The following is a 16,433-nucleotide window of genomic DNA, read 5'->3' on the forward strand; positions in this document are numbered from 1 at the left end:
AGAATGAAAAAAATGCTTATATTTGGCGGTATTATTATCGTCTTATTTGCGGCAATCTTTGCTGTAACACAAATGGAAAAGAAAAACGCATCGACAGATGAAAAAGGTTACTACTCAAATAAAATTTCTCTTGAGGATCTCAATAAAAATATAGAAGATAAAAAAGAACAAACGATTTACTTTTATCAAACCTCTTGCGTTCATTGTCAAAAGGTCTCTCCTATTGTTGTACCTTTAGCGAAAGATTTAAATGTTGATATGAAGGTAATTGATATTGAAAATTTAAACGAGCCTTGGGATAAATACAATATCCAAGGAACACCGACAATTATTCATTTTAAAGATGGTAAAGAAGTAAGCCGTATTAGCGGAGAACAATCAAAAGAAAAATTCAAAGAATGGTTTGAACAAACGAAGAAATAACGAGAAAAGGAAACTCCTTCTACACATGAAATGGGCGTAAATTCCCAAACTAATGTATAAGGAGGGGGTTTTATGCCAGAAGTAAGATGCTCTGTTTCCAATTGCTCATTTTGGGGACAAGGTAACTTTTGTCAAGCCAGTGCGATTATCGTTCAGCCAGATGCAGATGAATCGGGTCAAACTGAAAATGATTCGTATACAAGTGCAGTTTTAACAAACGAGACGCTAGAAAGTTCTGTAGCAACGAGTGTAGAAACTTGTTGTCATACTTTTAAGCCAAGATATTAACACATACTCCACCTCATATACGTGAGGTGGTTTTTTCTTTTCCTCTTCTTGTTTACGTCCTCCCCAATTCTCCCTATAATAAAATTAATATTTTTATGAATACGAAGGTGAAATAATATGACTAAAACAATTGCAGATATCGCCAAATTGGCTGGAGTTGCAAAAAGCACAGTTTCTCGTTACTTAAACGGTGGATACGTAAGTGATAAAACAAAACTTAAAATCGAAAGTATTATTCAAGAAACAAATTTTTCTCCCAATACATTTGCTCAAAGCTTAAAAGCAAAAACAACAAATTTAATTGGTGTTATTATCCCCCGATTAGACTCCTTCGCTACAATGAAAACACTTATTGGGATTGATAATACGTTACAGGAAAATAACTATCAAATGCTTGTAGCAAATGCAAATCAAACAATTGAAACTGAAATACAAGCAATGGAAAACTTTATAAAACAAAGAGTAGCTGGCATTATTTTATTAACCAAAACTTTAACAAATAAGCATCAACAAATTATTGCTAATTCAAATATCCCTATTTTATTCGTTGGGCAAGAATATAAAGATCAATATTGCCTCGTTCATGATGATTATGATGCAGCTTATGAGTTAGGAGCATACGTGTTATCACAAGGGCATAGAAATATCGCCTATTTAGGAGTAGAAAAAGATGATATTTCTGTTGGTATAAATCGAAAAAACGGTTTTCAAAAAGCCATTGAAAATTTAGAACCAACTTGCAGTGTTTGTTATTACGAAACATCTTTCCAAATAGAAGATGCCATGAAACAAGTACAACATATTTTAAGTAATAACCGTCCAACGCTTATCGTATGTGCTACAGATAACATCGCACTTGGGGCAATGAAAGTCATTCACTCCCATTCTCTTTCTGTACCAAATGATATTTCTGTAACAGGATTTGGGGGATATGATATTTCAGAAATGGTACACCCTAGCTTAACGACAATTGCGTTTGACTATGAGTATGCCGGAAAGCTTGCTGCCACTTCTCTTTCACAGCTTGTCGAAAACAAAACTATACCAAAAATATTACACTCTCGTTATACATTAAAAATCCAAGAAAGCGTTGACAAAATTTAAAGGCACTCTATAATAAAAATAAAACCGGTTCCACATAAAAAAACAGGATTCTTCACATCAATTCCCTGTTTTTTTATTTTAACTACTTACGGAACCGGTTCCATAAAAATATAGTAAGGGGGAATTTTTATGAATATGAAACAAATTGCAACACAAGTATTACAAAACATCGGTGGAAAGGAAAACATTGTTCGCGCTACACATTGCGCTACTCGCCTTCGTCTTGTACTAAAAGATGAAACCAAAATAAACGCCTCCGAAATCGAAAACATCGATGAAGTGAAAGGTGCTTTTGCAACGACTGAACAATACCAAATTATTTTTGGAACTGGCATAGTAAACAAAGTATATGATGAATTCTCAAAACTAATTGGGATAGCCGAACTAGATTCTACAACATCAAACGATATACCTAAGAAAAAAATGAATCCTATCGCCCGCCTAGCAAAGACACTATCCAATATTTTTGTTCCAATTATTCCAGCTATCGTCGCAAGCGGTTTACTTATGGGTCTACTCGGAATGTTGAAAGCGTTTAAATTAGTTGCTGGAGATCACTCACTTATCCAATTACTTGATATGTTCTCAAGTGCAGCTTTCATTATTTTACCTATTTTAATTGGAGTGAGTGCCGCTAAAGAATTTGGTGGAAATATTTTCTTAGGTGCAGTTATTGGTGGTATATTAACTCACCCAAGCTTAACAAATCCTTGGACTCTTTCAAATGCAAAACCAACTGTTTTACATTTCCTTGGTATGGATATTGATATGATTGGCTATCAAGGTACTGTTTTACCTATTTTATTATGCGTATATGTTATGAGTACAATTGAAAAAGAACTTCGAAAACGTGTTCCGAACTCTTTAGATTTATTAGTTACACCATTCTTAACAATTATTATAACTGGCTTTTTATCACTTATTATTATCGGACCAATTGGATATAAAATCGGTGACGGCATTACGTACCTTTTAAATACAATTTATCAATTTGCAGGACCAGTAGCTGGACTTATATTCGGCGGATTGTATTCAACAATCGTTCTTACTGGCTTACATCATAGCTTCCACGCTATTGAAGCGGGCTTACTTGCAAATAAAGATATCGGTGTCAATTTCTTACTCCCTATTTGGTCAATGGCGAACGTTGCTCAAGGTGGGGCTACTTTAGCAGTTTATTTCAAAACAAAAAACAAAAAAACGAAAGAAATTGCAATTCCAGCAGCAGCTTCAGCATTTTTAGGAATTACGGAACCAGCTATTTTTGGTGTCAATTTAAAACTGGGTAAACCATTTATTGCAGCAGCTATTGGCGGCGCAATTGGAGGCGCTTACGTTGTCTGGATGCAAGTAGCAGCTAACGCATACGGTTTAACAGGTATTCCGATGCTTACAATTGTTGCACCTCTTGGCATGATGAACATGATTCACTATATAATTGGCTTCGCTATTGCAGTTATCACTGCTTTTGTTGCCACATTCATTTTATATAAAGAAAGTAAACAATAGCGAGGAGAAAACCTATGTCAAAATATAAAACAATATTGCAATCTGATAAAGACGAATTACATTCTTTATATGAAATTGCAAACCAAGATTCATGGAAACCAATTTATCATATCCACCCATCCTTTGGACTAATGAATGATCCTAACGGTGTATCATACTACAATGATGAATATCATGTTTTTTATCAGTGGTATCCATTTGGTCCCATTCACGGAATGAAGCATTGGGGGCATGTGAAATCAAAAGATCTTATTAACTGGGAGCGTATGCCTGTAGCTATCATACCTACTGAAAGCTATGAATCGCACGGTGCATATTCTGGGAGCGCTATCGTAAAAGACGGACTTCTTCACTTACTGTATACAGGAAATATAAAAAAATCTGATAATTCCCGTGATGCAAAACACTGTATGGTAATAATGGATTCTCAATATAAGATGACGAAATATAGTAATAATCCTATTATTGATGTAATCCCTGACGGATATACAAAACATGTGCGTGATCCAAAAGTATGGAAACATAACGATATATACTATATGTTACTCGGTGCACAACGCAAAAATAAAACTGGAACTCTTTTACTATATAAGTCACAAGACCTATACAATTGGAATTTCCAAGGTGAAATTACAACAAACTTAAAAGAATTTGGATTCATGTGGGAATGCCCCGATTACTTCCAATTATCGGGGAAAGATGTACTTCTCTTTTCACCTCAAGGAATTGAAAAAGAAGAAGAAAATTTCCAAAATGTATACAATGTTGTTTATGCTATAGGCCATTTCGATATTGAAAATTTACATTTCCATGTTGATTCCTATTACGAGGTTGATAAAGGATTCGATTTTTATGCCCCTCAAACTTTAGAAGACTCTACTAGTCGTCGCCTATTGTTTGCTTGGGCAGGATCAAGTGAAATCACATATCCTTCTGATGATTATATGTGGGCTCATTGTTTAACACTTCCACGTGAATTAACATTAGAAGATAATATCTTAAAACAAAAACCAGTTTCAGAATTAACAAAACTACGAACAACAAAAAAAGAAATTTCAGGAGATATAACAGCTGGATTAAACGTATTATCAACGCTTGATAATGAAGGATCCTATGAATTAATTGTTACCCTTAAAACAGAAGATGCAAAGCGTTTTGGGCTTTCTCTCTTCCACAATGAGGAGGAATGTTTTCCAATTACATTTAATCGGAAAGAAGGTACTGTTTCTATGGACAGGAGCAACTTCTGCCATCAATTTGGCGGAGAATATGGTTATGAACGCTATAAAAAAATTAATATTCAAGATACGATAGAACTACAAATATTTGTAGATAAAAGCATCGTGGAAATTTTCTTATGCGATGGTTCAACAGTCTTTACGTCCCGAGTTTTTCCTCGAAAAGACTTGAAACATCATATAGCAATCTTTTCAGATGCAAAACTAAACTTTATCATTACACAATATAAGCTGAAAAGAGGGATTGTATGAGAAATGTCTTTTGTATCGGTGAACTATTAATTGATTTCGTTTGCCGAAATACCAATGTTTCTTTAGTAAACGGTTCAAATTTCGAAAAAAAGGCTGGTGGAGCACCTGCTAACGTTGCTGCTGCTATTACAAAATTAGGTGGACACGCTACATTTATGGGACAAGTAGGAAACGATCCATTTGGTGAATTTCTTGAACAAACTTTACAACATGCATATGTGGACACTTCCATGCTCATCAAGGATAAACAAACCACACTTGCATTCGTATCTATCGATCAAAATGGTGAGCGTGATTTTACCTTTATGCGTGGCGCAGACGGTGAATATCATTTCAATAGCATTGATTTATCAAAAATAAAAACGAATGATTTAATCCATTTTGGTTCAGCGACAGCTTTATTGTCCAGCCCGTTAAAAGACACATATTTTCAACTTCTACAACATGCAAAAGAAAGTGGCCAGTTTATTTCTTTTGATCCAAATTACCGAAATGCGCTCATTACAAATACCGAACAATTTATTCAAGATTGCTTAACTTTTATAAAACATGCTCATTTTGTAAAAGTAAGTCAAGAAGAAGCGATTATGCTTTCTAAAGAGAGTGATTTACAACAATCTGCACTCAAATTATTAAATCATGGTGCGAAAGCCGTAGCTATTACACTCGGAAAAGACGGTACTCTTCTTGCAACAAAGGATAAGCAAACTATTGTACCTTCTATCTCTATTCAACAAGTTGATACTACTGGCGCTGGTGATGCTTTCGTTGGAGCAATGTTATACCAAATTGCTAAAAGTGAACAAATGTTTCTTCATAATTTTGAAGATTTAACAACGTTTATCTCCTTTGCAAATAAAGTAGGTGCTCTCACATGTACAAATTACGGAGCCATTTCCTCTCTTCCATCATTAACAGATGTAAAAGCATACGAGTAATCGTATGCTTTTTACATTCCCCTCCAAAAATCATGCATAATAAAAAAGTACAAAATAACGAGAACGGCCGTCCCGCATAAGGTAATACGCCGATATATACTCTTCTCCCCTTCCCTTGCCTTAACAAACGCCCAAATAAATCCGAAGAACAATATTAAATCAACATATGGAACATAAAACGAAAATACGAGAAACGCATACAAATACACGATAAATAAACAGGTCGTTACTAAGAAAACTTTAAACGCAAATTCACTTTTCATAATGTAACCGCCCCCTATCTGTACTGTATTATATTCAGCAAAATACAATAGTTGCAGTTAAACTCAAAGTAGAAATAAGCTACCGTCTATAATACGGTAGCCATTACGGAACATTATATTTCCGTTTATATATATTACTTAAAGTCGAAGAAGGAATTTGTTCATAACGAATTTTTCCTCCTGTTTCATCCACAATATACAAATTGTTTCCTATATAATATATTCCATCTTTTCGTTTTGAGTACACTGCATATCTTTCGTTTGGTAATACTGTTTTCACTTTCGTTAGCTGCCCATTTGGTTCTTGCCAATATATATCGGCACGGTCTACTAACGTAAGCATGCCAATTTGCTCTTCTTTTACTTTACGACCACTCCAACTCACAACGCGGTAACCAAGCTTATTTGCTTCATATTCGGGGCTCGTATGAAAACGAGAAATGATTACTTTTGTTTGTAATTGGACTCGATCATATAACCACTGTATATCCCTGTCATGCATGCGAATACACCCATTTGATTTCCTACTTCCAATCGTCCATTCCCGATTTGTCCCATGAATCGCATATTCATTCTTATCTAGCCCAAGCCATCTCGTACCAAGAGGGTTATTTGGTGCACCCCCAGCTATTTTTTTTCGATGGTATTCTTTATTTTTATATTTAGTTATAATACAAAAATTACCTTCAGGCGTAGGTGTACGATCTCTTCCAGTTGTTACGGGGAATGTTTTTGTATAATTTCCATTTTCAAAAAAAGACAACTGGTTTGTCGTAAGATTCACTAATATTAAATGATCTGTATCAGCAAAAGCACTAACCGGTAGGATGAAAAATAATAGTATGACGAAACATAACTTTTTCATCTATATCCCCCCTAGCGCTCACTATAATAAGTGGAATTAACTTTACTTTGCTCTTATAAATGAAAACTATCCATTTACAATAACTCCCCCATTTACATGTATCATCTGCCCCGTAACATAGGATGAATCCCCAGACGCTAAGTATACGTATGCTGGCGCTAATTCATATGGTTGACCAGGCCTCTGCATCGGAACATTGCTCCCGAACTGTGATACTTTCTTCTCATCAAAGCTTGATGGGATAAGTGGTGTCCAAATTGGCCCCGGCGCAACACCATTTACACGAATCCCTTTTTGCACTAACGATTGAGAAAGTGATCTTGTAAAAGCTACGATCGCTCCTTTCGTTGCGGAATAATCAATTAACGTTTCATTTCCTTCATACGCAACGATAGATGCCGTATTTATAATGACATCCCCTTGCTTTAAATGAGAAAGTGCTGCTTTCGCAACGTGAAAATAAGAAAAAATATTAATACGAAACGTTTTTTCTAACTGTTCCGCTGTAATATATTCTAATCCTTGCTGCGGATATTGCTGCGCGACATTATTTACTAAAACATTTAAGCTGCCTAACTGCTGTATGGTCTCTTGCACAATATCTTTACAATGCTGTTCATTACTTAAATCACCTGGCAACAATACACACTTTACGCCTTCTTTCTCAACATATTGTTTCGTCTCATTTGCATCTCCCTCCTCATCTAAATACGCAATCGCAATATTTGCCCCCTCTTTCGCAAAAGCAATGGAAACAGCTCGTCCAATTCCACTATCTCCACCTGTAATTAATACGTTCTTTCCTTTTAACTTTTCGCTTCCTTTATAATTGGGATCTTCAAACTGTGGTAGAGGATTCATTAATGATTCAATGCCAGGCTGTTTATTTTGATGTTGTGCAGGCATTGTTACAAAGTTTTTTTGCTGCGGCATAGCTTCTTTCAACTCCTTTTCCTTATCATGTGCATAATAAAACCTGAAATTCACACATCATGTTACGATTAATATTCGAATTTAAGACACAAAATATGAATTGTTGTAAACTTTTTATGCAAAACTATTGCAAAATAGTTAAAAAGCGAATATTATATATAACTGTTGTGAAAATTATTCGTAAACAGAAAGGATGTTTATATGTTTAACCTTTCAAAACATAAAACTTCTATTAAAACTGAAATTATGGCAGGTATTATTACCTTCTTAACAATGGCATATATCATTGTGGTAAACCCTGTTATCCTTGGGGATGCAGGTGTTCCATTTGAACAAGCATTTACAGCAACAATTATCGCTGCTGTTGTCGGAACATTATTTATGGCAATCTTTACAAACTTACCAATCGCAATTGCACCAGGTATGGGATTAAATGCTTACTTCTCTTACTCTGTTGTAAAAGCTCATGAAGGCATGACTTTCGCAATTGCATTCTCTGCTGTATTCGTAGCAGGTATGATTTTAATTTTGTTATCATTCACATCTTTCCGTACAAAATTAATGGAAGCAATTCCTGAAAACTTAAAACATGCAATTACTGCTGGTATCGGTCTTTTCATCGCCTTTATCGGTTTACGTTTAACAGGTATCGTTACAAAAAATGAAGCAAACTTAGTTGGGCTTGGTGACCTTCACTCTGCTCCAGTACTACTAGCATTAGCTGGACTTGGAATTACAATTGTCCTTATGTCTTTAAATGTAAATGGCGCACTATTTATCGGTATGCTATTAACTGGTGTTATTGCTTTCTTCACAGGACAATTAACATTCTCAAACGGTGTTACATCAATGCCAGGATTACCAGAAGGAATTATCGTTTCAAATCCAATCACTGCTGTATCTGACGTAATTAACTACGGATTATACGGCGTTGTATTCTCATTCTTCCTTGTTACACTATTCGATACAACAGGTACATTACTTGGCGTTGCTCAACAAGGTGGATTTATGAAAGACGGAAAGCTTCCAAAAGCTGGACGTGCTCTTCTATCTGACTCATTCTCAGCAACAATCGGTTCTATGTTCGGAACAACACCATCAACAGCTTACATTGAATCTTCTGCTGGTGTTGCAGCTGGTGGTCGTACTGGTTTAACAACAGTTACAGTAGCTGTTCTATTCGCACTAGCAGCATTCTTCGGACCATTAGTAAGTGCCGTTTCTGGTGTATCAGCTATTACTGCACCATCATTAATTATCGTTGGTAGTCTTATGATGGGTTCAGTTCGCCACATCGATTGGGACGCATTTGATGAAGCATTCCCAGCATTCTTAGTAATCTTAAGCATGCCACTTACATCAAGTATCGCAACAGGTATCGCACTTGGATTTATTTCATACCCACTTATGAAAGTGGCAAAAGGTAAATTCCGTTCTGTTCACCCACTTGTATATGTATTTGGAATTTTGTTTGCTTATCAATTGATTTTCTTACCACATTAAAATTCCTCTTTTTGAGGGATTTTTTTATACATAAAAAAATAGAGCATCGAATTTCGATGCTCTACTTTCCTTTTACAATAATCACACGAATTACTTTTAACACTTCTCATTCACCTGTAATTCATTACTATACTTTTGAATAAAAACTGATGAAATAACCATTATCATCCCTACACTACACCCAATAAGCTGATCCAGTAGCATTTCATCGTGAACGAACCAGCGTAGTAAAAATACCCCACCAAAAATAAGCAATATAGTAAATCCAGTATATCTAAGTCCTTTATATACATTTTCCATATGTATCACCTCTCCACATACTTTTATCCATAATATACCATAACAAAAACGCGCATAACCAATATTTATAATTAAAACCAATAATAAAAAGACTGCAGAGAAATTCTTCTCCACAGCCTTTTTATTATTTTTGCAAAAACGCCTGCAAATCTGCAAACTGTCTCTTTGCATCTTCATAGCCTTGCTCATATAAACTTTGTAGTTTTATCGCATCTTTTTCCATACGATCTACTTGAAGCGGCACTTCTGGACGAATAACAAATAAATTACCCGCTTGCTCTTCTTTTTCAATGTAGTGAAGTGTTTCATTATACACTTCATAACGACTCAGCATCGTGTTAACAAGGTTCGGATATTTTTTATATGCTTTCGCTGCAACCCAGCCAAATTTTGATTTCTTTTTTGCATAACCATGATTTCTCGTCAAAATAACGACTGATTTTTTAAATCCATCCTCCTGTGCTTTTCGAACTGGAATTGGATCAGAAATCCCGCCATCTAATAATTGCTTACCACGGTAATTTACTACTGGTGCAATGAAAGGTAATGAGCTAGACGCTTGTAATAAATTTAGCGCATCATCATTCGTTCCCTCTTTTTCAAAATAAACAGACTGTCCTGTTTCACAATCCGTTGTTCCTACAAGAAAGCGTTCGGGACTATTAAAATATGTTTCAAAATCAAACGGCACATGCTTTTCTGGTATTTCATGAAAAATGAAATCCATATCAAATAACTGACGTTTTCTCCATAAGTTTTTATACGATAAATACTTCGGATGTGATACATAGTCAATATTGACCGTTTTATTTCTATTTCTTTGTCTGGAAAGATACGACGCTGCATGACAAGCACCAGCTGATACACCGACTACATATGGAAAATATAAATCTTGTTCCATAAAGTATTCTAGTATCCCGCCCGTATATACACCACGCATACCGCCGCCTTCTAATACTAACCCCGTATTTTCAAGCATGTTATTCTCTCCTCTTTATATATTGACTCTTTAATTATTCACTATGTTAAGTATCTTTTTCTATTATATATGAGTTCTTTTAGAAATTATATTCAAACGGCTTGAAATGAAGGAGTTTTTTCTTCCAATTATATTTCCAAATGATTGGAGACATCCTTTATAAACCTTTGAATAAAGTCTTGCTCTTCTTTCGTATATCCATCTAAAAGTAACAGCCACTTTTCTTCAGCTTGTTTATGCAATTTATCATGAGCTTTATATATTTCATTTCCGCTTTCCGTTAAGCGGAAAAAAATTTCTTTTTGATTATCTAACATTTGTATCTTCTCAACGAATTGCTTTTGAAACAACTTTGTACAAATTTTAGAGATTGCGCCCTTCGTTATTCCCATTTCTGTCGTAATTGCCGTTACATTCATCAGACCATTTTTCCCGATACACTCGATCACATGTAACTCAGATAAAGACATACCACTTACACCTGTCTCACGAAGAAACTTCTCATTTTGTCCTTTCAAATGTTCTTCTTTTTTATGCAAAAGTGTACGAATGTCCGAAAGTATTTCCATTTGCTTCGTTGCATAATCCAATCCGTTCGCCCCCTAAGTTTCCAAAGAAACAATTTCACTATATACCATTTTAAAATCATTTTTTCATATTTACAAGTGAGAAAAACATGTTAAAATAAATTTAGTTTCCAAGGAAACAAAATAAAAAGGAGGTTAACACAATGAAAAAATCCAAACTAAATTTCATTTTATATGTTATCTGTATTAGTGCCTTACTCGGTTCCTTCGCTCAAAATATTTACACACCTATCTTGCCTATGATTCAAGCTTCTTTTCACACTTCTCTTTATCTTGTAAATGTAACAGTTTCAATTTTCACATTCGTTCTTGCGATTATGCAGCTCTTCTATGGACCTTTAATTGATACAAAAGGGAGAAAATCTGTCCTTATCCCTAGTTTAGTCATTAGTACAATTGGTTCAATTGGATGTGCTTTTTCGGCGAACGTTTATTTATTTCTATTTTTTAGAGCTGTTCAAGCTATAGGAATAGCAGCTATACCTGTAGTCGCAGCAACGATTATTGGTGATTTATTTGAAGGAAAAGAACGCGGAGAAGCAATGAGCCTCTATCAAATGTTACTTGCTCTCGCACCTGCGGTTGGCCCTCTAATTGGTGGTTATCTCGGCAGTATAAATGGCCACTTATCCGTATTTCTGTTTTTATCTATACTTGGCATTCTCTTATTAATTATAAACATTTCACTACTTCCAGAAACAAAACCAACTGTAATGAAGCAACCGCAAGCAAAAAAGAATTACTGGCTTATCTTAAAAAATACAACTGGATTTTCTATTACTCTTATTGGCTTTATTCAATTTTGTATTTACTTTTGCTTTCTCGTTTTTTTACCAAGCATTTTAACAAATTCATTTCACCTAACTGCAAGTGAAATCGGTCTTATGTTTATACCAATGTCCCTTTCCATCATGTTAGGAAGTTATTGCTATAAACTTTTGCAAAAACTTCTCACAACAAAGCAAGCTTTATTCATTACTAGTTTCTTCAATATTATATGTGTCACTTTATTCTCTTTCACATATAGCTTCAACATTCCATTCATCATTATCGTTACCTCTTTATACGGTTTTAGTATGGGACTGTCTATGCCAACTCACACTACTTTATTAACGGAAGAATTCGTACAAGAACGCGCAACTGCTATCGGTATGTACAACTTCATCCGCTATTTCGGTATGAGCACAGGGCCACTTGTAGGTGGATTTCTTTTATTTAATCAAAATTACTTTTGGATTTTCTTCCTAGGTGCAATTATGTTTCTAATCATAATCTTATATGCAATGAAAATGCTACGCTTCCCCGCCACACAAAAAGTAAAATAGAGACCTAAGATGGTCTCTATTTTACGCTCGTTGATCCGCAACAATATGAATATCAATATACTTCGTTTGTCTCATAATCTCATTTACAATCGAGCCTTTTCTTATTTCTTCCCACCTTGTTCTTGCCGATTGCCCCAGTAAAATTTGCGTTACTTGTAATCTTTTCGCGACTTCAATAATAACATCCGCTGGCTTTCTCCCTTTTGCCTCTTCTAACACAAAACTCGCATCAAATTGATTCGTGAGCGCCTTCCATTCTTCAATTGTTTGCTTTTTACCAGCTGAAAGAGAGTCTATATTTTCTCTTTCAACATTTAATACATACAATTCAGCGTTTAACCGATCAGCCATGCGCCATCCTCGTCTTATTAATTTCTCCGCTGTTGAGCTATATTGTACACAAACAAGAATTTTTTCTTTTACGCCAATCGGTTCTATTACTGTTTGGCTAATTTTCTCTTCCATATCATCAGCAACTTCACGAAGCGATAACTCTCTGAGTGCCCCTAGATTATTAAGCGTAAAGAAATTTTGTAAGCTTTGCTGAATTTTTTCTTCCTTATATATCTTTCCATCTATTAATCTCTTCCTTAATACCTCAGGTGTTGCATCAACGAGCTGAATTTCATTCGCCTTTTGCAAAATAAAATCTGGAATTCGTTCTCGTACTTTTATATTCGTAATTTGAGCTACAATATCATGAACACTTTCTAAATGCTGAATATTAAACGCTGATAATACGGATATACCAGCCTCTAGCAATTCTTGCACATCCATGTAACGTTTTTTATGTTTGGAACCTGGTATATTACTATGTGCCAGTTCATCAACTACGACTACTTGCGGTGCACGTTTTATAATTTCTTCCACATCAAGTTCATAAAATATTTTTCCTTTATACTGTATTTCTTTTAAAGAAACCTTTTCTAAATCTGCAATTGCTTCTTCCGTCTCTTTTCTTCCGTGCGTTTCAATTAAACCAATTACAATATCCATACCATCTTTTTTCATCTCTCTTGCATCAAAGAGCATTTTATAACTTTTCCCTACTCCTGGAGCAGCCCCCACATATAACTTTAACTTCCCGCGATTTTGCTGACGAATATATTCTAAATACTCTTCTGGTGTTCGCCTTTGAAAAGTTGGTTTATAGTCATCCGCATACAAAACATTCACAACCTTTCTTTCGAAACAACGCTACCTCAATCCGTTAGATTGAGGTAGCACTGTTACTATTTCATTAATTTCTGTAATTCTAAATTTAACTTTAAAACGTTCACGCGGTTTTCTCCAAATAAGCCAAGTGCCGCATCTTCCGTTTGATCTTTAATCAATTGATCCAGCGTTTCTTTCGAAATATTCGTTAATTTCGAGATGCGCTCTACCTGTACGGAAGCTGCCTTCGGACTAATGTCAGGATCAAGCCCTGAACCTGAATTCGTCACTAAATCGATTGGCACTTCTGTAACCGGAACAGTGGGATTTTGTTTCTTCCACTCTTCAATACTTTTCTCTACTCGTTTCTCTAAATCTGGATTAGACGGTGCATAGTTATTTGAACCAGACGCTTCTGCTTTATATTCAATACTAGAGACACGTCCATGAAAATAACGTGGATCTGTGAAATTTTGACCGATTAATTTAGAACCAATCACTTTATTTTTATCATTATATATTAGACTTCCATCCGCATTATCCTTCATTACTGCTTGCGCAATACCAGTAACAATAAGCGGATATACAAGGCCGCACAACACTAAAAATGTAAAAGTAATACGTATAATCGGTGATAGTATACTTTGTTTCTTCGCCATCTTTTTCCCCTCTTCCTTATATGAACAAACCGACAATCATATCAATTACTTTAATTCCAATAAACGGTACAATCACTCCGCCCAGCCCATAAATAAGTAGGTTTCGGCCAAGTAGTGCATTCGAACTCATCGGTTTATATGCGATACCTTTCATCGCCAATGGAATGAGTAATGGAATAATAACTGCATTAAATATTAATGCTGATAAAATCGCTGACAGTGGTGATGTTAATTTCATAATGTTCAATGCTTCCATTTGCGGAATTGCAAGTGTAAACATCGCTGGAATAATAGCGAAATATTTCGCGATATCATTTGCAATACTAAACGTCGTTAACGCACCACGTGTCATTAACAATTGCTTACCGATTCCTACAACCTCAATAATTTTTGTTGGGTTCGAATCTAAATCAATCATATTTGCTGCTTCTTTTGCAGCTGTCGTCCCGCTATTCATTGCTAATCCAACGTCAGCCTGCGCTAATGCCGGCGCATCATTTGTACCATCACCTGTCATCGCTACAAGTTTCCCTTTATCTTGCTCTGCTTTAATAACAGCAATTTTATCTTCTGGTTTACACTCGGCAACGAATTCATCTACCCCTGCTTCTTTTGCAATTGTTGCTGCTGTTAATGGGTTATCCCCTGTACACATAACCGTTTTAATCCCCATTTGACGCAACTGTTCAAAACGTTCACGCATGCCAGGTTTTACTGTATCTTTTAAATAGATTAAACCGTAAATACGATTATTTACTGCAACTACAAGTGGTGTTCCGCCCTCTTTTGAAATGAAATCTGCTTTTTGATTTACATCTTTCGGAATCGTGCCACCTTGTGACTGAACCCATTCAATTACGCTACCTACAGCACCTTTTCTCACTTTCGTTCCGTCCTGTAAATCAACACCACTCATTCTCGTTTCTGCTTTAAATGGAACAAATTCACCTTGTTCTGCAATTTCTCGATTATATGATATAGACTTCGTTTTTACATATTCTATAACTGATCGACCTTCTGGTGTTTCATCTAAAACTGAGCTAATAGCAGCCCACTTTCCAACTTGCTCAATCGTTTCATTTCCTACAGGTAATAATGTATGAGCCATTCGATTCCCAAAAGTAATCGTACCTGTTTTATCTAAAATAATTGTATTAATATCGCCCGCAGCTTCTACTGCTTTCCCTGACATCGCTAGCACGTTAAATTTTGTCACCCGGTCCATCCCAGCAATACCAATTGCCGATAATAATCCACCAATTGTCGTTGGAATTAAACAAACTAACAACGCTACAAGTACAGCTGTATCAATTTGAAATCCTAAGTAATTTGTAAAAATCGGCAGCGTCACAACAACGATTAAGAAAATAAGCGTTAAACTCGTTAATACTGTATTTAAAGCAATCTCATTGGGCGTTTTTTGACGAGAAGCCCCTTCTACTAACGAAATCATTTTATCAATAAATGATTCACCAGGATTACTCGTAATGACAATCGTAATCTCATCACTTACAACCATCGTACCGCCTGTTACGGAGCAAAAATCACCTCCGGCTTCTTTTATTACAGGAGCTGATTCCCCTGTAATCGCAGATTCATCGACAGACGCTAATCCTTTTATTACTTCCCCATCACTTGGAATCATTTCTCCTTGTTTTACAATAACAACGTCACCTTTTCTAAGATCAGTTGCTGAAACTTGAACGGTGTCTCCATTTTCTTTTACAACATTTGCAAATACATCTTTCTTCGACTGTTTTAAGGAATCGGCTTGCGCTTTCCCCCGACCTTCCGCTAAAGCTTCTGCAAAGTTAGCAAATAAAACTGTAAATAATAGAATGAGAGAAACTGTTATATTAAACCATCCTGGTATACTACTAGAACTGCTTGGAAGAAAAGATAAAATGAACGTAGTGATAAATCCAATTTCCACAACAAACATAATTGGATTCTTTATCATGACTTTCGGACTCAATTTCGCAAAGGATTGTTTCATCGCATGTGTCACAATATCACGATCCATCGCTTTCACTTGTCTAACCTCATCTTCTACAGCATGTATTTGTGACTGATTTACTCTTTTTTCTTTTACTACTACCGGTCTCATCATTT

17 protein-coding genes are annotated in these 16,433 nt (G+C 35.5%); 8 read left to right on the top strand and 9 right to left on the bottom strand.

The window, feature by feature from the left end:
• Nucleotides 1–3 precede the first annotated feature (3 nt).
• The 6 genes from V7S50_RS25355 (at nt 4) to scrK (ending at nt 5,752) form a co-directional block, all read left to right on the top strand.
• Nucleotides 4–423, top strand: a complete 420-nt coding sequence (locus tag V7S50_RS25355; protein ID WP_000738460.1) for a thioredoxin family protein — start codon at nt 4–6, stop codon at nt 421–423.
• 72 nt (nt 424–495) lie between these two features.
• Nucleotides 496–711, top strand: a complete 216-nt coding sequence (locus V7S50_RS25360) for a DUF1540 domain-containing protein (protein WP_063223698.1) — start codon at nt 496–498, stop codon at nt 709–711.
• Nucleotides 712–828: 117 nt separating this feature from the next.
• Complete coding sequence (locus tag V7S50_RS25365; protein ID WP_242255818.1) at nt 829–1,815, top strand: LacI family DNA-binding transcriptional regulator; 987 nt, start codon at nt 829–831, stop codon at nt 1,813–1,815.
• A gap of 129 nt (nt 1,816–1,944) precedes the next feature.
• Nucleotides 1,945–3,324 (top strand): sucrose-specific PTS transporter subunit IIBC, encoded by a 1,380-nt coding sequence (locus V7S50_RS25370; protein ID WP_242255816.1) that lies wholly within the window; start codon nt 1,945–1,947, stop codon nt 3,322–3,324.
• 14 nt (nt 3,325–3,338) lie between these two features.
• Nucleotides 3,339–4,814, top strand: coding sequence for a glycoside hydrolase family 32 protein (locus V7S50_RS25375; RefSeq protein ID WP_242255813.1), 1,476 nt, complete (start codon nt 3,339–3,341; stop codon nt 4,812–4,814).
• Complete coding sequence (scrK, locus tag V7S50_RS25380; protein WP_242255811.1) at nt 4,811–5,752, top strand: fructokinase; 942 nt, start codon at nt 4,811–4,813, stop codon at nt 5,750–5,752. The genes V7S50_RS25375 and scrK overlap by 4 nt, the downstream gene beginning before the upstream one ends.
• An 11-nt stretch (nt 5,753–5,763) precedes the next feature.
• On the opposite strand, the gene V7S50_RS25385 is transcribed toward scrK, so the two are convergent.
• From V7S50_RS25385 to V7S50_RS25395, 3 genes are all read right to left on the bottom strand, one after another.
• Nucleotides 5,764–6,015, bottom strand: a complete 252-nt coding sequence (locus tag V7S50_RS25385; protein WP_000834195.1) for a hypothetical protein — start codon at nt 6,013–6,015, stop codon at nt 5,764–5,766.
• A 103-nt stretch (nt 6,016–6,118) separates the two neighbouring features.
• A complete protein-coding gene (locus V7S50_RS25390; protein WP_252209194.1) occupies nt 6,119–6,880 on the bottom strand; it encodes a L,D-transpeptidase in 762 nt (253 codons plus the stop codon).
• Between the two features lie 66 nt (nt 6,881–6,946).
• Nucleotides 6,947–7,813, bottom strand: a complete 867-nt coding sequence (locus tag V7S50_RS25395; RefSeq protein WP_242255809.1) for an SDR family oxidoreductase — start codon at nt 7,811–7,813, stop codon at nt 6,947–6,949.
• A 201-nt stretch (nt 7,814–8,014) separates the two neighbouring features.
• Between V7S50_RS25395 and V7S50_RS25400 the strand changes: the two genes are divergently transcribed.
• On the top strand, nt 8,015–9,316 hold the full coding sequence (locus V7S50_RS25400; protein WP_242255806.1) for an NCS2 family permease: 1,302 nt from the start codon (nt 8,015–8,017) through the stop codon (nt 9,314–9,316).
• 96 nt (nt 9,317–9,412) lie between these two features.
• On the opposite strand, the gene V7S50_RS25405 is transcribed toward V7S50_RS25400, so the two are convergent.
• The 3 genes from V7S50_RS25405 to V7S50_RS25415 all read right to left on the bottom strand — a co-directional run bounded on the left by V7S50_RS25405 (nt 9,413) and on the right by V7S50_RS25415 (nt 11,185).
• Entirely contained in the window at nt 9,413–9,616 is a 204-nt protein-coding gene (locus V7S50_RS25405) for a hypothetical protein (protein ID WP_242255805.1), read from the bottom strand.
• A 124-nt stretch (nt 9,617–9,740) separates the two neighbouring features.
• Nucleotides 9,741–10,595, bottom strand: coding sequence for a patatin-like phospholipase family protein (locus tag V7S50_RS25410; protein ID WP_063223689.1), 855 nt, complete (start codon nt 10,593–10,595; stop codon nt 9,741–9,743).
• Between the two features lie 128 nt (nt 10,596–10,723).
• On the bottom strand, nt 10,724–11,185 hold the full coding sequence (locus V7S50_RS25415; protein WP_242255803.1) for a MarR family transcriptional regulator: 462 nt from the start codon (nt 11,183–11,185) through the stop codon (nt 10,724–10,726).
• 140 nt (nt 11,186–11,325) lie between these two features.
• On the opposite strand from V7S50_RS25415, the gene V7S50_RS25420 reads away from it, so the two are divergent.
• Nucleotides 11,326–12,507: an MFS transporter gene (locus V7S50_RS25420; RefSeq protein ID WP_242255801.1), complete on the top strand. Its 1,182-nt coding sequence runs from the start codon at nt 11,326–11,328 to the stop codon at nt 12,505–12,507.
• Nucleotides 12,508–12,528: 21 nt separating this feature from the next.
• Here the strand turns inward: V7S50_RS25420 and kdpDN are convergent, their stop codons facing one another.
• From kdpDN to kdpB, 3 genes are read right to left on the bottom strand one after another with little or no spacing between them, the layout of a single operon-like run.
• Entirely contained in the window at nt 12,529–13,683 is a 1,155-nt protein-coding gene (kdpDN, locus tag V7S50_RS25425; protein ID WP_242255798.1) for a KdpD-like non-kinase potassium sensor, read from the bottom strand.
• A gap of 56 nt (nt 13,684–13,739) precedes the next feature.
• Nucleotides 13,740–14,321, bottom strand: coding sequence for a K(+)-transporting ATPase subunit C (gene kdpC / locus V7S50_RS25430; protein ID WP_242255796.1), 582 nt, complete (start codon nt 14,319–14,321; stop codon nt 13,740–13,742).
• 16 nt (nt 14,322–14,337) lie between these two features.
• Nucleotides 14,338–16,428, bottom strand: a complete 2,091-nt coding sequence (gene kdpB / locus V7S50_RS25435) for a potassium-transporting ATPase subunit KdpB (RefSeq protein WP_242255794.1) — start codon at nt 16,426–16,428, stop codon at nt 14,338–14,340.
• Between the last annotated feature and the right edge of the window lie 5 nt (nt 16,429–16,433).

The sequence above is a fragment of the Bacillus sp. CCNWLW194 genome (assembly GCF_037120585.1).
GTDB classification, from domain to species: domain Bacteria; phylum Bacillota; class Bacilli; order Bacillales; family Bacillaceae_G; genus Bacillus_A; species Bacillus_A basilensis.